Annotated in this window: 23 protein-coding genes; 12 read left to right on the top strand and 11 right to left on the bottom strand. The window is 61.4% G+C overall.

Annotated elements, in window-relative coordinates:
- Positions 1-56: 56 nt before the first annotated feature.
- Together JQ611_RS11860 and JQ611_RS11855 are read left to right on the top strand one after the other, a co-directional pair.
- Positions 57-725 carry a DUF1326 domain-containing protein gene (locus JQ611_RS11860; RefSeq protein ID WP_212465522.1) on the top strand — a complete coding sequence of 223 codons (669 nt, stop codon included), beginning with the start codon at positions 57-59 and terminating at the stop codon, positions 723-725.
- Positions 726-740: 15 nt separating this feature from the next.
- Positions 741-1,559 (top strand): DUF2182 domain-containing protein, encoded by an 819-nt coding sequence (locus tag JQ611_RS11855; protein WP_212465521.1) that lies wholly within the window; start codon positions 741-743, stop codon positions 1,557-1,559.
- A gap of 599 nt (positions 1,560-2,158) precedes the next feature.
- On the opposite strand, the gene JQ611_RS11850 is transcribed toward JQ611_RS11855, so the two are convergent.
- The 4 genes from JQ611_RS11850 to JQ611_RS11835 all read right to left on the bottom strand — a co-directional run bounded on the left by JQ611_RS11850 (position 2,159) and on the right by JQ611_RS11835 (position 4,678).
- Positions 2,159-2,800 (bottom strand): bifunctional 2-polyprenyl-6-hydroxyphenol methylase/3-demethylubiquinol 3-O-methyltransferase UbiG, encoded by a 642-nt coding sequence (locus tag JQ611_RS11850; RefSeq protein WP_212465520.1) that lies wholly within the window; start codon positions 2,798-2,800, stop codon positions 2,159-2,161.
- Positions 2,801-2,914: 114 nt separating this feature from the next.
- Positions 2,915-3,271 carry a hypothetical protein gene (locus tag JQ611_RS11845; protein WP_249133104.1) on the bottom strand — a complete coding sequence of 119 codons (357 nt, stop codon included), beginning with the start codon at positions 3,269-3,271 and terminating at the stop codon, positions 2,915-2,917.
- The gene (locus JQ611_RS11840; protein ID WP_211996742.1) at positions 3,268-3,444 is read right to left on the bottom strand and encodes a hypothetical protein; all 177 of its coding nucleotides are present in this window, start codon (positions 3,442-3,444) and stop codon (positions 3,268-3,270) included. The genes JQ611_RS11845 and JQ611_RS11840 overlap by 4 nt, the downstream gene beginning before the upstream one ends.
- A gap of 256 nt (positions 3,445-3,700) precedes the next feature.
- On the bottom strand, positions 3,701-4,678 hold the full coding sequence (locus JQ611_RS11835) for a phosphotransferase family protein (RefSeq protein ID WP_212465519.1): 978 nt from the start codon (positions 4,676-4,678) through the stop codon (positions 3,701-3,703).
- A gap of 222 nt (positions 4,679-4,900) precedes the next feature.
- Between JQ611_RS11835 and JQ611_RS11830 the strand changes: the two genes are divergently transcribed.
- Complete coding sequence (locus JQ611_RS11830) at positions 4,901-5,107, top strand: hypothetical protein (protein ID WP_212465518.1); 207 nt, start codon at positions 4,901-4,903, stop codon at positions 5,105-5,107.
- A gap of 409 nt (positions 5,108-5,516) precedes the next feature.
- Here JQ611_RS11830 and JQ611_RS11825 read toward each other — a convergent pair whose 3' ends face one another.
- The gene (locus JQ611_RS11825; RefSeq protein WP_212262800.1) at positions 5,517-5,774 is read right to left on the bottom strand and encodes a hypothetical protein; all 258 of its coding nucleotides are present in this window, start codon (positions 5,772-5,774) and stop codon (positions 5,517-5,519) included.
- A gap of 355 nt (positions 5,775-6,129) precedes the next feature.
- Between JQ611_RS11825 and coaD the strand changes: the two genes are divergently transcribed.
- The 5 genes from coaD to queA all read left to right on the top strand — a co-directional run bounded on the left by coaD (position 6,130) and on the right by queA (position 9,327).
- A complete protein-coding gene (gene coaD, locus JQ611_RS11820; protein WP_212390581.1) occupies positions 6,130-6,630 on the top strand; it encodes a pantetheine-phosphate adenylyltransferase in 501 nt (166 codons plus the stop codon).
- Between the two features lie 49 nt (positions 6,631-6,679).
- Entirely contained in the window at positions 6,680-7,243 is a 564-nt protein-coding gene (locus JQ611_RS11815; protein ID WP_212262802.1) for a peptidylprolyl isomerase, read from the top strand.
- Positions 7,244-7,246: 3 nt separating this feature from the next.
- Positions 7,247-7,687: a hypothetical protein gene (locus JQ611_RS11810; protein ID WP_212465517.1), complete on the top strand. Its 441-nt coding sequence runs from the start codon at positions 7,247-7,249 to the stop codon at positions 7,685-7,687.
- Positions 7,663-8,127 carry a peptidylprolyl isomerase gene (locus tag JQ611_RS11805; protein WP_212262804.1) on the top strand — a complete coding sequence of 155 codons (465 nt, stop codon included), beginning with the start codon at positions 7,663-7,665 and terminating at the stop codon, positions 8,125-8,127. The genes JQ611_RS11810 and JQ611_RS11805 overlap by 25 nt, the downstream gene beginning before the upstream one ends.
- 123 nt (positions 8,128-8,250) lie before the next feature.
- A complete protein-coding gene (queA, locus tag JQ611_RS11800; protein WP_212465516.1) occupies positions 8,251-9,327 on the top strand; it encodes a tRNA preQ1(34) S-adenosylmethionine ribosyltransferase-isomerase QueA in 1,077 nt (358 codons plus the stop codon).
- A gap of 12 nt (positions 9,328-9,339) precedes the next feature.
- On the opposite strand, the gene JQ611_RS11795 is transcribed toward queA, so the two are convergent.
- The 4 genes from JQ611_RS11795 to JQ611_RS11780 all read right to left on the bottom strand — a co-directional run bounded on the left by JQ611_RS11795 (position 9,340) and on the right by JQ611_RS11780 (position 12,252).
- Positions 9,340-9,930, bottom strand: coding sequence for a DedA family protein (locus JQ611_RS11795; protein WP_212465515.1), 591 nt, complete (start codon positions 9,928-9,930; stop codon positions 9,340-9,342).
- Positions 9,931-10,171: 241 nt separating this feature from the next.
- Positions 10,172-10,333 (bottom strand): hypothetical protein, encoded by a 162-nt coding sequence (locus tag JQ611_RS11790; RefSeq protein WP_212262807.1) that lies wholly within the window; start codon positions 10,331-10,333, stop codon positions 10,172-10,174.
- A gap of 147 nt (positions 10,334-10,480) precedes the next feature.
- Complete coding sequence (locus tag JQ611_RS11785; protein ID WP_212465514.1) at positions 10,481-11,122, bottom strand: glutathione S-transferase family protein; 642 nt, start codon at positions 11,120-11,122, stop codon at positions 10,481-10,483.
- Positions 11,123-11,226: 104 nt separating this feature from the next.
- Entirely contained in the window at positions 11,227-12,252 is a 1,026-nt protein-coding gene (locus tag JQ611_RS11780; protein WP_212465513.1) for an aspartate-semialdehyde dehydrogenase, read from the bottom strand.
- A 276-nt stretch (positions 12,253-12,528) separates the two neighbouring features.
- On the opposite strand from JQ611_RS11780, the gene tgt reads away from it, so the two are divergent.
- The gene (gene tgt, locus JQ611_RS11775) at positions 12,529-13,662 is read left to right on the top strand and encodes a tRNA guanosine(34) transglycosylase Tgt (protein ID WP_212262810.1); all 1,134 of its coding nucleotides are present in this window, start codon (positions 12,529-12,531) and stop codon (positions 13,660-13,662) included.
- 6 nt (positions 13,663-13,668) lie between these two features.
- Here the strand turns inward: tgt and JQ611_RS11770 are convergent, their stop codons facing one another.
- A complete protein-coding gene (locus JQ611_RS11770) occupies positions 13,669-13,881 on the bottom strand; it encodes a hypothetical protein (protein ID WP_192736088.1) in 213 nt (70 codons plus the stop codon).
- 231 nt (positions 13,882-14,112) lie between these two features.
- On the opposite strand from JQ611_RS11770, the gene cysK reads away from it, so the two are divergent.
- From cysK to JQ611_RS11755, 3 genes are read left to right on the top strand one after another with little or no spacing between them, the layout of a single operon-like run.
- The gene (gene cysK / locus JQ611_RS11765) at positions 14,113-15,090 is read left to right on the top strand and encodes a cysteine synthase A (RefSeq protein ID WP_192736087.1); all 978 of its coding nucleotides are present in this window, start codon (positions 14,113-14,115) and stop codon (positions 15,088-15,090) included.
- Positions 15,091-15,092: 2 nt separating this feature from the next.
- The gene (locus tag JQ611_RS11760; protein WP_192736086.1) at positions 15,093-15,332 is read left to right on the top strand and encodes a BrnA antitoxin family protein; all 240 of its coding nucleotides are present in this window, start codon (positions 15,093-15,095) and stop codon (positions 15,330-15,332) included.
- A gap of 22 nt (positions 15,333-15,354) precedes the next feature.
- Entirely contained in the window at positions 15,355-15,717 is a 363-nt protein-coding gene (locus tag JQ611_RS11755) for a hypothetical protein (RefSeq protein ID WP_249133101.1), read from the top strand.
- Positions 15,718-15,788: 71 nt separating this feature from the next.
- Here the strand turns inward: JQ611_RS11755 and JQ611_RS11750 are convergent, their stop codons facing one another.
- On the bottom strand, positions 15,789-17,195 hold the full coding sequence (locus JQ611_RS11750; RefSeq protein WP_212390587.1) for a caspase family protein: 1,407 nt from the start codon (positions 17,193-17,195) through the stop codon (positions 15,789-15,791).
- Between the last annotated feature and the right edge of the window lie 148 nt (positions 17,196-17,343).

The raw sequence follows: 17,343 nt of genomic DNA, 5'->3' as shown, positions 1-17,343 counted from the left end.
GGCGGGGTCCTGCGAGACATGGGAGCTGAGTTTTCGGGAGCGAAGAGGAGGATTTCATGGCTGGACGTGATTGGCGCATCGAAGCTAAGTACGTTGAATACTGCAGTTGCGACCTTGGCTGTCCATGCGAGTCGATGGCCGATCCGACATACGGGATCTGCACCGGCTTAGTAGCCTTCAAGATCGACAAGGGCCACTGCGAGAAACTCAGTCTCGACGGTCTCGCGGTGGTGGCCACTTTTTACTTTCCCAGAGCCATCCACCACGGCCACGGCGTCTTACAGCCGATCATCGACGAGCGTGCCAACGACGCGCAGCGGGACGCGCTGTTCTATGTCCTGTCCGGCGAGGACCAAAAGGCCGGCACGATGTTCCAAATTTTTTCAACCATTATCGAGACCATCAAGGACCCGCAGTTCTCGAAAATCACTTTTGAATGGGACTTGGCAAAGCGCACCGCACGCATTGAGGTGCCGGGCTTTGTCAGGGCCAACAGCGAGCCGATCCGCAATCCGGTGACCGACGAGGAGCACCGCATGCTGACGGTGCTGCCCAACGGCTGGGTGTTCCATGAAGCCGAAAGCGCCGCCGGATTCGCCAAGGGGATCGGCGCGATCAAGTTCGATCTTAACCGCCGGCACAGTTCGCTTGCTAATGTCGCTTGGGATCCGAACGGACTCGTCCACTCCTACGACGAATACAAGCAGAAATTCGGACGGCCATAGACGACCTCACTGGCGATGAAGCTGCTGCCGTCGATGCTCGAAAAGGTACTGCACCGAGACCGGGTGATCGTGGGGGTGGGGTTGCTCTCGGTCATCGCGCTGTCGTGGTTTTGGGTTGCGCTCGGCGCCGGCATGGACATGAGCGCGGTCGAGGTAACGCGCATGCCTCGAGACATGGTGATGACGCCGGCGATCTGGACGGCAGGCTATGCTGCGCTGATGTTGTTGATGTGGTTTGTGATGATGGTAGCAATGATGCTGCCGAGCGCCACGCCGATGCTGTTAATTTTCGCGCGCGTCAGCCAGCGTGAACGAGCGGCTGAACGGCCGTGGGTGTCGACCGGCATCTTTGCCTCAGGCTATCTCGCAGCTTGGGCCTGCTTCAGTGCGGGGGCGGTCGCGATGCAGTGGGGGCTGGAAAAAAGCGGACTGCTGTCGGCAATGATGGTTACCACCACGGCCTGGCTCGGCGCCGCGATCCTGATCGCCGCCGGGCTTTGGCAGTTTTCGCCGATCAAGCATGCCTGCTTGCGCCAGTGCCGTTCGCCCGTCAGCTTCCTAGCCGCCCACTGGCGTGTCGGACGCGGTGGTGCATTCCGCATGGGCCTGACACACGGTGCCTATTGCCTAGGATGCTGCTCGTTCCTAATGGCGCTGCTGTTTTTTGGCGGTGTTATGAATCTTTGGTGGGTCGGGGGGCTCGCAGCGCTCGTCCTGCTCGAAAAGACTTTGCCGATCGGCCACTGGCTGGCCTACGCCGTCGGGGGCGCGCTGGTCGTTTGGGGCGTATGCCTGGTGGCGAGCGCCAGCAAGCACGTGTTTGACCTTCTTTGATTCCGAGTGCTCTCGCATGAGCACTCCATCTAGTCGCGTTGCAGTGCTACGACGTCTGGTTTCAGGGATAGGCCGGGCTCATGAAGGGGTAGGGCTGGACTTCCGTTCTTGGCAGCACGAAGCAGATCTGCCGGGGCGGCCTAGCGACGTCCGCTCTTTTGGATACAACGGACCTCGCAGTTCTGCGCGCGCCTAAGTCCAGAAAATGACCCATAGCCGACATGACGGCTGGGCCCACCGATGTCAATGCAACGGCGGACGTGGAGCGGGCAGGTCAGGATTTTCGTGTGAGCGGTAATTGCCGGAGAGCCCAAATTGCCTCAAGTGGCATTTTGCGGGCCCCTTATTCGTCAGCTTACCGCTGTCTCGCGTCCGCATTCGCCCATCTTGGACGTGACGCCGAGGCGCACGCGGCGGCGGCGAGTGTGCTTGAGCACGATCCCAATTTAACAATAACCACGTACATCGCTCGCGGCGGACGGTCAAACGCGAAGCTGTTTATCGAGGGCCTTCGGAAAGCGGGGTTGCCCGAGTAGCTCTGATGCTTGTTCCGGCAGAGACCACACGAAGTCGCGTTGTCGGTTTATCGGATAACCCAGTCAGTGCTGCTTCGGTGCTCGAAGCGCGTATAGCCTTTGATAGATCATCGGCTCCGGTATCCAATCAAGCAAGGTGTATCCAAGTGGCAGCTTGATCAGGCCGGCGATAATTCGAGATGAAGGCGGATGCCAGTAAACGGACAGGTTATGAAATTCAAGGGGAACGAACCCCAGAGTCGTGAACTCGTGCATCAATCGTTTATGACCGAAGTGTCTTCTGTAGTCGACGATTGGACCCGAAAGCAAAAGCATCTTGCCAGAGTGCTCTCTGGCGACCCTCTCCAGGAACGCTTCCCGCTCCGGCAGGGACAGATAGTAGACGCATTCGAGGGCTGCGATGACGTCGTACCCCTCGAATGAGGCTTGCAAAAAATCAACGCTTTCAAATCTGGCGTTTGGCAGGCTTAGCGATTTGGCGCGAGCAATTGCTACATCGCTGATGTCGATGCCAACCACCGATCGTGCTTTGTCAAAGATAGCTTGCGTCAAGTGGCCTTCGCCGCAGCCGAGCTCAAGAACGGATTTGTCCCGGATGAATGGCTTCAGGCATCGGCGCAACACCTTGTCCCTGAATTGGGCGTGGGAAATATGCCAGGGGTCAGGGGTCGCGTAATAGAGATTGAAATCTGCAGCCGTTCGCATGGCTGGTTTCCGCTTGGTTGAAAGATAAGCAATCTTCCCACTCGCCAAGAACGAAATGTCTGTGGCGCGTTGGCGAGATCCCGGTGCTTCAAGCCTTGCCTTTGGCGGCAACGCCTATTGCATGCTCACCCTTTCGCGCCATCGCGCTTCGAAAGTATCATAGTCCTTCAGTGCCCAGGCTTGGGAGTCCAATGGATTGCCGGACTTCTCTGTGGCCGCGGTTGTAACTTTTCCGGCGGAAACGGGTTGCGGGGATGCTTCCTTGGGCCATTCCAGCAACGATTTCGACAGCATGGGCTTGCCTTCGTACCAGCACTTTCGTCCATCGATCAGACGATAGGACCACCAACGCCCGTGCGTATTTGACGGCGTCGCGGCGCTGCATTGTTGTTTGGCCTGCGCGTTTGGCATCCCAACTGGCAAGAGCGTAGCAATCCAAACGGCCAAGGCGATTGGTGGGAGTTTTCTCATTTGCGCGCTTGTTGCTGCAAGCGGCTTACAGCGACTACCAAATCGGGGCGGCCGAGAACTTCCACCAAGCTGTCGAGGATAGTTTCATTGTTCTGCGGCCAGGGCCGAAGGTAATCTTCCAGTATGCGTTGCGCTTCGCTAATCGCCTGAACAGTCAATTGTTGATCGGTCATGTCTTCTTACCCATCAAACAAAACACGCCCCGCCGAAAGCGGAGCGGGAAATCAAGACCGTTTTGGGAATTATCCCCGTTATTCTGCCTTATTCGATCAATTTTTGTTTCAATGTGGAGGCGGTCGTGTGCGACCGTGGCGCGGCTTGCACTATCTGGAGGTTGTGCGACCGGACCAATACGTGGCGCACGTTCCTTCGCTCAATGGCCACAGGCCCCTGGCAGCGTTCTTCGATGCTCACGACGCCAACGGGCGGTTAGCGCCAATCGACGCTTTCCAACTCCCGGGTAAGTTCGGCAAGCCCGTCGTGCATGCCGAACTGTACCTTCCAGCACCATAGCTCCAGCGTGCAGCAGAGCCGGTAGAGGTCGATTGTGTCCTGCCAGTTCGGGCGCTCGATGACGCCATATCCGGCAAGCAATCCCGACCGCTTCAGTGCGTCCTGCGACTTTTCCTGCGGTTTGAAGTAGTAGAGCGCCTTGGCAATATCCATCAGTGGATCGCCGGCTGTGGCGTTTTCGAAATCGACGATGCCGGACAGAAGCGGTGCGCGGCTTGACGTCACCAGCACGTTTCCGGCGTGAAGATCGTAGTGACAAAGGCGAGGGACGACCGCTCCGTCGAGCAGATGCCGGCGCGCGGCAATGCCGACCCTGAGCCGCTCGGCTAGCGCGGGATCGCCGGCGCGCTCGCCGAACTCCGTCAGCTTCCGCTCGAACTGGGAAGACATGTAGTTGCGGTTGGTGGCGTGAGGCGTCCAGACGCCGTTCGGGCCGATATAGCCGAAGCTGTCGAGCGTGATGTCGTTGATCTCGCGCAGGCTCGCGCCCATCTCGGCGTAGATCGCAAACAGCTCGGCGTCCGGCAGTTCCGCCTCGTGCCTACCCAATACTAAGCCGTCGAGCTTGTTCATCAGGACGAAATGGAGGTCGATGACCGACCGCGTATCGTCGGCGACGAGAATGCGGGGAACAGGCGTGCTGATACCGCGCAGGAGGTCCAGCACGTGGACCTCTTTCGCCATCTTCCACGCCATCGACGCCGGATAGATTTTGAGAATGTAGGAAGAGGCATCTGCCAGCGTGATCTCGAATATCGCGCTGATCTCTCCGCCGCGCAGCTCGGTGGCGCCTACTACGGAAGAACGGGGAGCGAGGCGACCCGTGATCGCCCGCGCCTGGTCGATCGAGATTGCCAGCCGAGGCTTTAGCGGCGTTGGCGCGTTATCCGGCATGGACGTCGATTCCAGCGACTGCTTTGCCAAGCGAATAGCACGGGTGAAACGAAGCACAACCTGGGAAAACCATCGCCGCGTCGTGGCCGGCGCGGAAGAACGCAGCGCCCCGGGAACACGACGGCATTCGTTCCGCTGGTTCCACCGCACCAAACTTTTGCCAAACGTCGCCGCTACCTCGACCGCCGGCTGGCGGTCGCGATAAAGTTGTGGAACTCAATCATGTCGGCATACCCGAGCGTCACAATCGATAGAGAGCTGCGTCATCCAGGCGTCGAGGAAACTTGTGTAGAGACGGCGGGCCGATCCGATCTCGGCGGCGTCTTCGTCGCCGCACTTTATGCTGCGCTCGTCGTTCCCTTGATGACGGGGTGGTTGTACTTGCTCGGCCTGTCGTTCTGGAAGGTCATGATCTGGATGATTGCTTGATCATGCACGGTTCTCTGTCCGGCCCCCTCAGGCCCTGCGCGCGGAGCACATGAGATGCTGGACGTCCTTGCTATTCTGGTTTTGCTCGGGGTGGCCTACGCTGCTGGATATTACACGCGTGACCGTATGTCCCGAAAACGGCGTGAGAGCGCCCGCAGATGGAAGAACTACGTAGATGCGGGACGGCCGCTTCCCGCGAATACCAACCAGGCTCCCGCCAAACAGGCGCATGGCGATCTCGCTCAAATGCTGGGCCGCTGGGATGACAGGGCCCGAGCGCGTCGATCGCAGCAATGATCCTTCTGGAAGTGGTTGCTGACTGCTTCCTGAAACGCCGAAGTCCCCGGGGGGCATCCCGAGGACTTCAAATCAGAGCAATCTGACGGCTAATTAGTGGGGGCAGCGACCCTTATGGGGTGCGGTCGGCGGTAACCAGGCGCGCTTCCCGGATCAACGACTTGGAACCGGCAGCGCGGAGGCAGGAAGCCTCGAAATTCGGCCAAGCCTGCTGCGAGCAATCCTTGCCAACGGTGCGGATGTCGAGGCGGTCACCCTTGGCAAGCGCCTGCGGCACGCTGGCTTCAACCGAGGGGGCAAAGCCGGGCAAAATGGTCAGTGCTGTGGCGATGAGCGCTGCAAAGGTGATTGCGGAAAGTGCCTTGATCATGACGGTCCCCTGTCATGGGCCGTTCGGCCCGTCGTTTCGTTGGATGGATGTGTACCTAGGCGGCGTTTCCGGGTGTCTTCGCCAAGCCCAAAAATGGTTTCGTCCGGGCCGAGTTTTGTTTCGTCGCCCCGATGGGACGAAACATTGCCGGCTCCTTAAGCAGACGCGCCGACCCCAAAAGTGGTTCATTGGCCGATCCCAAATAAAAAGGCGGGTTTGCGGGGAACCGGAGCGGTTTCGAGCGAAGCCTGCCCCGGGCTTGATCCGGGGAGGTACCGGTTCGCGTGAAGAAAACGCGTCAAAACAAGAGACTGGCCCGCTTGCCGGGCCGCCCGGGGCGGGTTAGGAGGGTTCTATGCCCCGTATCGCGCTCTATCCCGGCTCTTTTGACCCCGTCACCAACGGCCATCTGGACGTGGTCCAGCACGCTGTGACCCTGTGCGACCGCCTGATCGTCGCCGTTGCCGTCCATCCCGGCAAAAAGTCATCGCTGTTTTCGACCGAAGAACGCCTGGAAATGCTCGAGGAGGTATGCGCGCCCATCGCGAAGAGCGCCGGTTGCGCCTTTGAGGCCTCCACCTACGACAATCTGACAGTCGCGGCAGCCCGGGCGGCCGGCGCCACCATCATGATTCGGGGCCTGCGCGACGGCACCGATCTGGACTACGAGATGCAGCTTGCCGGCATGAACCAGACCATGGCGCCTGAGGTGCATACGGTGTTCGTCCCGGCGTCGCCGGCGGTCCGCCCGATCACCGCCACACTGGTACGCCAAATCGCGGGCATGGGCGGCGACTTTTCCGCATTCGTGCCGCCCTCGATCGCAGCCAAACTCAAGGCCAAATTCGCCAGCTAGCGCCCGTCCTGCGCTCGCAAAGCCTTACTCTCTCGATCCCGGAGTTTTCATGATCCGCATTCTCGCTTTTGTCGCCGCGCTCCTTTGCGCGGCTCCCGCGATCGCCCAGCCGCTGCCGGCCAATCTCGACAAGGCCAATGCGGTCGTGATCGACACGACGAAAGGTCGCATCGTGATCAAGCTGCGGGCCGACCTCGCGCCCCAGCATGCCGAGCGCATCAAGCAGCTGGCGCGCGAGGGCTATTACAACAACGTGCCGTTCCATCGCGTGATGGACGGCTTCATGGCGCAGACCGGCGACGGCCAGAACTTCAACGGCACCGGCGGCTCGAAATATCCGAACCTGAAGCAGGAGTTCTCCAAGGTGCCGTTCACCCGCGGCATCGTCGGCATGGCGCGGCGCGGCGACAGCGTCGATACCGCGAACTCGCAGTTCTTCATCATGTTCGCGGAAGGCTCGAGCCTGAACAACCAGTACACCGTGATCGGCGAGGTCGTGTCCGGCATGGATGTGGTCGACAAGCTGAAAAAGGCGCCGCCGGGATCGTCCGGTGGACAGGTCACCGACCCTGACAAGATGGTGAAGGTACAAGTCGCATCCGATATCAAGTGAGCCATGACAACGTCGCGCAGCAAGCCGCTCCTCGGGTTTGCCGCGCTGCTGTTGTACCTGGTATCGACGGTGCAGGCCTCGGCACAACCGCTGCAACTCGACACACTCAAGGACATCTTTGTGCGGCTGCAGTCGTGCTGGAAGCCGCCGCCGCTGTCGCAAGCCAACCCGATCGACATCACCGTGGTCGTCAGCTTCAACCGCGCGGGCGTCATTCTCGGCCAGCCCAGGATTACCTATGAATCGGAACACGCCAGCGATAACGACCGGCTCAAATACCGCATCGCGGTGATGGAAACATTGCAACGCTGTACGCCGTTGCCATTTACCGAGGGACTGGGCGGTGCCGTTGCCGGCCGGCCTTTAGCGGTCCCTTTTCGAACCCGTAAACGTCCACCCAAACCTGATGAGAGAAGAGCATGGCAGCCACAGAAAATACTTTGATCCTTGAGACCACGCAGGGTCCCGTCACCATCGAGATGCGCCCGGATCTGGCGCCGGGCCACGTCGCCCGCATCAAGGAACTGGTGCGCGAAGGGTTTTATGACGGCATCGTGTTCCATCGCGTGATCGAGGGCTTCATGGCGCAGACCGGTTGCCCGCAGGGCACCGGCACCGGCGGCTCCGGCAAGAAGCTGAAGGCCGAATTCAACAAGGAGCCGCATGTGCGCGGCACCACCTCGATGGCGCGCGCCGCAAGCCCGGATTCCGGCGACAGCCAGTTCTTCATCTGCTTCGACGACGCGTCCTTCCTCAACGGCCAGTACACGGTCTGGGGCAAGGTCACTGACGGTATGGAGAACGTCGACAAGATCAAGCGCGGCGAGCCGGTGCAGAACCCGGACAAGATCGTCAAGGCGCATATGGCTGAAGACGCCGCGTAACGCCGCCGCCGTCAGTCCGGGGCGCATCGAAGATGCGAGCCCGGAATCTCGAGATTCCGGATTGCCGCGTTTCACGCGGCCTCCGGAATGACGCTGAGAGGCAACGCTGGAGCGCATTGCGCCATGCGCACCGATCTCTTTGACTTTGAACTGCCCCCCGCCAGCATCGCGTTGCGGCCCGCGAGCCCGCGTGACGCTGCGCGGATGCTGGTGGTGCAGCCGGGTGGCGCGTTGCAGGATCGCAGCGTCGCCGAGCTGCCGCAATGGCTGCAGCCTGGCGACCAGCTCGTCGTCAACGATACCAAGGTGATTTCAGCCCAGCTCAGGGGACGCCGCATCGGCCGCGAGACCGAACCGAAGATCGAGGCAACACTGATCAAGCGGCTCGACGGCTCGCGATGGCGGGCGCTGGTCAAGCCGGCCAAGAAGCTGGCGCCGGGCGACGTGGTGCGCTTCGGCAATGAAGGCAAGGTCTGCCTGCTCGGTCATCTCGATGCCGAGGTCGAGGCCAAGGGCGAAGAGGGCGAGATCACGCTGTCGTTCTCGTTTCAGGGACCAACGCTCGACCAGGCCATCGCCGACCTCGGCACGCCGCCATTGCCGCCCTACATCGCCTCCAAGCGTACGCCTGACGATCGCGATGCCGCCGATTACCAGACCATGTTCGCGGCCAATGAGGGGGCGGTCGCGGCACCCACCGCGGGGCTGCATTTCACGCCGGCGCTGGAGGCGGCGTTGCGCGACCGCGGCGTCGGACTGCACCGGCTGACTTTGCATGTCGGGGCAGGGACCTTCCTGCCGGTCAAGGTCGAGGAAACGTCAGAACACCGGATGCATGCCGAATGGGGCTCGATCTCGGCCGAGACCGCCGCCGCCTTGAACACGGCCCGTGCCAAAGGTGGCCGCATCGTCGCGGTCGGGACCACATCGTTGCGGCTGTTGGAAAGCGCGGCCGCCGAGGACGGCGCCATCCAGCCGTTTGGCGCGGAGACCGCGATCTTCATCACGCCGGGCTATCGCTTTCGCGCGGTCGATATTTTGCTGACCAACTTCCATTTGCCGCGCTCGACGCTGTTCATGCTGGTGTCGGCGTTCAGCGGCTTGGAGACGATGAAGCAGGCCTATGCGCACGCGATCGCCAGCGGCTATCGCTTCTATTCCTATGGCGACGCCTGCCTGTTGTTTCGCGCGCGGGAGTGAGTGATCGACGCTTTAGCTTCGTTCGACGGCGCGCTCGAGCTTCTTGCTCAAGAACCAGGACAGGCCGAGGAACACGACCAGCAGCGCGAAGGCCACGCCGGAGGAAGCATCGCTCATCATTTTCTCCGAGACCTGACCAAAAGCGTAGCCGGCCGAGACGACCGTGCAGGACCACAGGCCCGCCGCGACGAAATTGAACGCCAGGAAAGTGGACCAGGGCAGTTGCGATATTCCATACGCAAAGCCGGCGACGCCACGAATGCCGTGCGGAAAACGATGAAACAGGATCATCCAGGCATAGTGACGGTCGGCCAGCCGGGCTGCGATCTGGACGGCACGTTCCAGCCTCGGAAAGGATCCAAGCCAGCGTGTGCCATAACGCCGCCCGATCCAGAACCGGATGACATCACCGGTGAAGGTGCCGAGCCAGCAAACCGTGATCAGCGTGCCGAAATTCAGTGCGCCTGCATGCGCGGCGTAGCCTGCGAACAGCGTTAGCAGCAGGCTGTGCGAGGCCGCATAAGCAAACATCAGGCTGTAGGCCGCATCGCCGTGCTGGCGTATGAGATCGAGAAACGACGCTAGATCGGTCGGAAACAGCAAATCAGCCCCGCTTTGACGACTATCCCCCGGTGACACGTCCTGTCGCCCGGGGGACCAGCCCAAACGCTACTACGCTGCGGGAGCATTTGAAAGCAAAAGGCAGGCTGGGTTTATGGGCATATTCGCGCAGGGCGCAGGGTGGCCAGAACGCAGCGAACCCACCAACACATGTACGCTGTCGCGTGCCTAGGGGCGCAGGAAACGCGCTACAACGGCGGTCTGTCGGTCTTTCATATGTCGATCAACGCGGCTCGCTCGGCTTGTCCCGCTCCCGACCTTCGGCGGCTTGAGCGGCGCATTCATCCATGCCGTGGCACTTGCTCTTGTAATAATAGTACCACGATCCGGCTATGGCGCAGATCAAGACCAGCGCGAGGAGATAGACCCAGCTTCGCTTCGGCATCGTCAGCCTTCAGGTTCGGTAGCGATCGCGAACTTAACCAACGATTCGCCGTGAAGCCAGCCAGGCGCTGCGCGCCCCTCATCGATGTCAGGAATTTCTCATTTCCGGCGACGCAAAGGGCGCGTCAGCTCGACGGCACGCGATCGGTCAAATCCAGGGTTCTTGCAAATGCTCCTGTTGCAGCGCGCGTTGAACCGCAGGTCTTGCCAGAATGCGATTCATGTACGGACCGACATGGGGCCAGCTTGCTCCCGGACGCGGCATTCCACGTGACCATCGACACAGAGTAAGCGCACAAGCGTCAACTGCCGAGTAAGTATCACCCAACAACCACGGGCCACCGTGAGATTCGAGCGCACCGTCGAGCATATCGAACAAGCCATACACCTTCTGTTCAGCACACGCTCGCAACTCGGGAAACATGGCTGGATCGTTGGCCCATTTATGGGGATGCAGATACATCGATAATGCAGGCTGTAACGTACTCGAGGACCACATCAGCCACTTATAAAAGTGCGCGCGTTCGCCAGTCCCCATAGCCGGAGCCAGCTCACAACCCGGATAGGTATCGACCAAATGCAGGCAGATGGCTGCGGATTCGTACAAGACCAGGTCATCCTGCACGAGAACCGGGACTAGACCGTTTGGATTCAGTCGGAGATGATCGGGTCCCTTGTGCGCGCCGCCGCTCAGATTGACAAAAATGAGCTGATAGGGAGCGCCAATTTCTTCGAGCAATATATGCGAAAAGAGGCTGATGAATCCGGGATAGTAGTAAAGCCGTATCATCAGCGATCTCCTCGCGAGCAAAAGCGAGCATGCTTCGTCGCATGAAAATGATGCGCGAAGCGTGGAGTTGGTTAGCGACGTCTAACCTACTCCACGCGTTCACCTCACGCCATCGCGCGTTGTGGCAGCAGCTCCGCAATCTGGACGGCGTTCAGGGCGGCGCCCTTCAACAGCTGGTCTGCCGAGACGAACATCGCGATCGAATGGCCTGTGGGATCGCTGAGATCCTTGCGGATGCGGCCGACCAGCACGTCGTCCTGGCCTGAAGCGTCGATCGGCATCGGGAAGTAATTCTTCGCCCGATCATCGACGATTCTGACACCCGACGCCTTCGACAGGATCGCGCGCACCTCGTCTTCCGAGATCGGGCGCTCGCATTCGAAGGTGATGGCCTCGCAATGCGCGCGAAGCACCGGCACCCGCACGCAGGTGACGCCGATCGCGATCTTCTCGTCCTCGAAAATCTTCCGCGTCTCCTTGATGACCTTGGTCTCTTCGTCGTTATAGCCCGTCGCCGGATCAATCGCGGTGTTGTGGCTGAACACGTTGAAGGCGTAGGGAAGCGGGATCACCTTGGGCGTAAACGGCCGCCCCTCGAGGTTGGCGCGGGTCGATTCCCTGAGTTCCTCCATCGCCGCCGCACCGGCGCCGCTGGCGGCCTGATAGGTCGAGATGATCATGCGCTTGATGCGGTTTTGCCTGTGGATCGGCCACAGCGGCACTAGCGCCGTGATCGCCGAGCAATTCGGATTGGCGATGATGCCCTTGTGGTCGCGGATGCGGCCCGCGTTGATCTCGGGAATGACCAGCGGCACGTCCGGGTCCATCCGGAAGGCGGACGAATTGTCGACCACGACGGCGCCCGACTTCACCGCGATCGGCGCATACTTCTTCGAAATGCTGCCGCCGGCCGAGAACAGGGCGATGTCGACGCCGTGGAAGGAGTGCGGGGTGAGCTCTTCGATCACAACCTGCTCGCCGCGGAAGTTGACGGTCTGGCCGGCCGAGCGTGCGCTCGCCAGCGCCTTCAGCTTGCCGACGCGGAAATTGCGATTGTCCATGGTGGCGATGAATTCGGCCCCGACGGCGCCGGTCACGCCGACAATGGCCACTACTGGATCGTTGCTCACGTTCGTCTTCCTTTGGTTTGAGTAGGCTGCAGGCAATAAAAAAAGCCCCGGTCCTTTTCAGGCGGGGCTTCGGTTCAGATGATGCGATCGTTCGACTACGCGCGCACGGCTCCCGAGCCCCCCAAGGGTGCTTTGGTTTTCGCGGTACGTTTGGTGGTCGCGTTCATGGGGCGGACTTATGCGGGAGACTTGTGCCGCCGTCAACGGGTTTTGGAGGGAAAAAGAGGCTGAATGGCCTGTTGAACAGGGCGCATCTGTTACGCCATAAGCTCACCCATGGACGTTCCCAATCATTTCGAGCTGCTCACCACCTGCGGCCAGGCCCGGCTCGGCCGGCTCTCCACCCCACACGGCGTGGTGCGGACGCCGGCCTTCATGCCGGTCGGCACCGCGGGCGCGATGAAGGGCATGCACTGGCGCGAGGTGCGCGATGCCGGCGCCGATATCGTGCTCGGCAATACCTATCATCTGATGCTGCGGCCGGGGGCCGAGCGGATCGCCGCCCTTGGCGGCTTGCAGAAATTCACGGGCTGGCAGGGGCCGATGCTGACCGATTCCGGCGGCTTCCAGGTGATGTCACTTTCAGAGCTGCGCAAGGTGACAGAGCACGCCGTGACCTTTCGCTCGCATATCGACGGCGCCAAGGTCGAGCTGTCGCCAGAACGATCGATCGAGGTGCAGCGGCTGCTCGGCTCGGATATCGCCATGCAGATGGACGAATGCGTGCGGCTACCGGCCGAACGCGCCGACATCGAACGCGCGATGCAGCTCTCGTTGCGCTGGGCCGAGCGCTCAAAACGCGCCTTCGAGAGTGCGCCTCCCGGCTACATGCTGTTCGGCATCGTGCAGGGCGGCGACGTGCCCGAACTGCGCCATGTGAGCGCGCGCGGGCTGGTCGAGATCGGGTTCCACGGTTATGCGATCGGCGGCCTTGCGGTCGGCGAACCCCAGGCGGTGATGCTCGCCATGATCGAGGAGACCGCGCCCCGGCTGCCGCAGGATCGTCCGCGCTATCTGATGGGCGTCGGCACGCCCGAAGATCTGCTGGAGGCGGTAGCGCGCGGCATCGACATGTTCGACTGCGTGATGCCGACCCGCAACGGCCGGCACGGCATGGCATTTACCCGCTTCGGCCAGATCAATCTGCGCAATGCCCGTCACGCCGACGATCCGAGGCCGCTGGACGAGGAGAGCACGTGGCCGGCGACGCGCGAATACTCGCGCGCCTACCTGCATCATCTGGTGCGATCAGGCGAGACGCTGGGCGCGATGCTGCTGTCGGAAATCAATATCGCGTACTATCAGAGTCTGATGCAGGGCATGCGGGACGCGATCGGCAACGGCAGCTTTGAAGCGTTCAAAAAACAAACGCGCGCCGAATGGGCGCGCGGTGACATTGCTCCGAGGTAAAGGACCTCAGTTACAGGCGAACCTCCGGATCGAATGCTTGGTCACGAAGCCGTAACCGCAGGTATCGCAGGTCCAGAGATAACCGATGACGTTGTCATACATGTAGGCGGAAGCTTCCGCGGCCACCATGGAGTCCGCACATACCGGGCAGGTCGGTAAATCACAGCCACGCGGGTCGGGCCTAGATGCGACGGACAGGACTTCAGCAACTGCTGGCATCGTGACCTCCTTGCGATCTGAAGCGGAAGCTCAACTCACGACGAAAGTATAAACCGATTTATTTGACGTTGTCGCAACACAAATGCGTTGGAACGACGTTATCGGCGAACTTTCGATTTTGCGATGCAGCGAATTTTGACTCTGACGTTTCGGACTTGCGCATCAGCTCGGCCACCTCCTAAGTAAGAGAGCCCCGAATTCCGGGCATATTATCACTATAGGAGCGTTGTGATGGAGGCATCGTCAGCCACGGGTGCAGTGCACCGTCCCGGACGGGGCAGGGTGTTCGACAGCATCGTCGATGCCGTCGGCGACACGCCGATCGTCCGCTTGCGCAAACTGCCGCAAGCCCACGGTGTCAGCGCTACCATTTTAGCTAAACTCGAATATTTCAACCCGGCGGCAAGCGTCAAAGACCGCATCGGCGCGGCGATGGTGATCGCGATGGAGAAGGCCGGCGTGATCAACGCCGACACCGTGCTGATCGAGCCGACCTCGGGCAATACCGGCATTGCGCTGGCCTTCGTAGCGGCCTCACGCGGCTACCGGTTGAAACTCGTAATGCCGGAATCGATGTCGATCGAGCGGCGCAAGATGCTGGCCTTCCTCGGCGCCGAGATCGTGCTGACGCCGGCGGCGCAGGGCATGAAAGGCTCGATCGCGACCGCCGAAGAGCTGGTGCGCACGACGCCGAACGCCGTGATGCCACAGCAGTTCAAGAACCTCGCCAATCCCGAAATTCACCGCCGCACCACCGCGGAGGAAATCTGGAACGACACCGGCGGCAATATCGATTTCTTTGTCGCTGGCGTCGGCACCGGCGGCACCATTACCGGCGTCGGCCAGGTGCTGAAGCCGCGCAAGCCTTCGCTGCGAGTGATCGCCGTCGAGCCCGAGGAAAGCCCGGTGTTGTCGGGCGGACAGCATACGCCGCACAAGATCCAGGGCATCGGCGCCGGCTTCATTCCGGACATTCTGGATCGTTCCGTGATCGACGAGATCGTCAAGATCAACTCGGCGACCGCGATCGAAATGTCGCGCGCGCTGGCCCGCAACGAAGGCATTCCGGGCGGCATCTCCTCGGGGGCGGCGATCGCCGCGGCACTTGAGATCGGCAAGCGTCCGGAGGCCGCCGGCAAGACCATCCTCGCCATTGTGCCGTCATTCTCCGAACGTTATCTGTCGACCGTATTGTTTGAAGGAATTTAGCGATGGCGGACCAGCCGAGACGGCCGAGGACCCTGAACGACGCCCGCAGCGAGGCCGAGGCGGCGTTCAAGCGCACCACCACCAAGGTGGTGGAGGCGCCACCGAAGCCGACGGCGCTTCCCGGCGTGAAGGAACTGGTGTCGCTGCGCATCGACCAGGATGTGCTCGAATATTTCCAGGAAGGCGGCGCCGGCTGGCAGGACCGGATCAACGCGGCGTTGCGCAAGGCCGCCGGCAAATAGCCCTCGAAACAGATACGCGCGAATGCGTCCTGTCCTCGCCCGCTTCCGGCTGGTTGTCCTGAGCTGCTTCGGAGTGGCGATCGGCGGCTGCCTCGCCGATCCGGCGAGGGCGGATCAGGCGCCGTTCACCTGCACGATCCTGCCGGGCGACGAGATCGCCAGCATCGCGATGACGAACCCGCTCGCCAGCGACGCTTCCTGCATCGTCACGTGTAGATTCTCGACCACCAAATACGACAACAATCCGCAGATCACCTGTGCCAAGTCGGTGCCCTCGGGCAAGGAAGTGGAGATGTGCCGGCTGACGTCGGGCGGCGACAAATTCGTCAAACTGACCGGAGGCAACGCGGACTGCTTGGGGCTGTCCAACCCCAGTTCCGAATGAAAAAGCCCGGGATGATCCCGGGCTTTTTGCTGTCGATTGTGCGTAGGGCTTTCGCTCGAAAACGCTATTCCCTAGCGAAGCATGCCGCCCATGACGCCGCCGATGAAACGGCCGGCACCCGCCGGATCGGGGCCGCCGCCACCGCTGTGTTGACGCTGCGGCTGCGGTTGACCACCGCCACTATTGGCGCGGCGGCGCGGCTTTTCCTCGTCGCTGGAACTTGCGGTCGGCGGCGCCGCCACGATCTCGGTCAACAGGGCCTTGTGCTGCAGCCTGTTGAGGTAGCCGCTCTTGGGGTAGCCGCGGGCGGCCTGCCAGCGCGTGATCACGGCCCGGGTCGGTGCATCGAAGGTGCCGGACATTTTGGTGTCGAAGCCGAGACCGTTCAGGCGGCGCTGGACGTCGCGGCGCTGGCCCTTGTCGAGGCCAATCTGATCCTCGGTGGTCTGGTTCGCTTCGTCCTTGAACGTCGCCGGATCGATGCCGGTGGTCAGGTTGCGCGTGGCGTTGTCCGGTTTGCTCTCCAGGGAGGCGATCCGTGCCAGCGCCAGCGATTTGAACTGACCGTTGGGATAGCTCGACACGTAGGCGTTGAGCTCTTCCGCCTTGTTGGAGTCCTTGATCGAGCGCCAGAACTCGAGTTCGACGTCGCTGCCCGGTGCGGCGGCGACCACCGCCGGCGTGGTTCCGGGCGCGGCAGGCGCGGGCGCACCGTTGAGGTAAACCGCACCGGTCAGATTGGTGTTGCCCCAGGGCAATTGACCCTTGTTGGTTTCCTCCTGGACCTGCGCGCGGACCTTGGTCATCGCCTGCTGAAGCTCGACGCCGGGCTGGGTGAGGTTGGCGAGCAGCGCGCGGGTGAACGGGCTATTGCCGCCTTCCTTGCCGTCAAGCGCGGTCTGGCCGGGGCCGGTCGCAAACGCGATCAGCGTGCCTTCGCCGGATTTCATTTCGGCAAGGCCAGTCTGCACCGACACGCTGCGGGTGGACGGCGCGTTGGACTTGATCTTGGCGGCGAACGGATTGTCGCGGCAGGCATCGAGCAGCACCAGCTTGACCTTGGCGTCGCTCATGGTCTGGTCGAGCGTGAGGTCGATATTGATGGCTGCGCCGAGCTTGACGTCCATTTCCGATTTGATGTCGGCGTCGATCGGCAGCAGATAATTGGTGCCGCCGATGGCGATGCCGTGGCCGGCGTAGAAGAACACTGCCACGTCGGCGCCCTGCGCCTTCTTGCCGAAATCGAGCAGCTTTTCCGTCATCTTGTCGCGGGTCAGGTTGGAGCCTTCCACCACTTCAAAACCGACGTTGCGCAAGGCGGCTGCCATCGCCTTCGCGTCGATCGACGGATTGGGCAACGCGGCGACGTTCTTGTAGGTGCCGTTCCCGACCACGAAGGCGACCCGCCTTTCGGCGCTGGCGGCGCCGGCGGTGAAGACCATGCAAATCAGGGAAAGGACGAGGGTTGGGAAGCGCATCAGAAAAATCCCCCTGGCAGAATCGAAAAAGATTTCGGCGGCAACATTGGCCGCAGGTTACACGAAAAAAATCACACCGCGCCAGAAAAATGGGGAGCTTGCCCAAGTCCCTGAAGCCGTGCGATTCGCCGTTAAGCTATTGAATCTA

Source organism: Bradyrhizobium sp. AUGA SZCCT0182 (genome assembly GCF_018130185.1).
Classification (GTDB): Bacteria; Pseudomonadota; Alphaproteobacteria; order Rhizobiales; family Xanthobacteraceae; genus Bradyrhizobium.
This window is presented reverse-complemented; position numbering and strand designations above follow the sequence as displayed.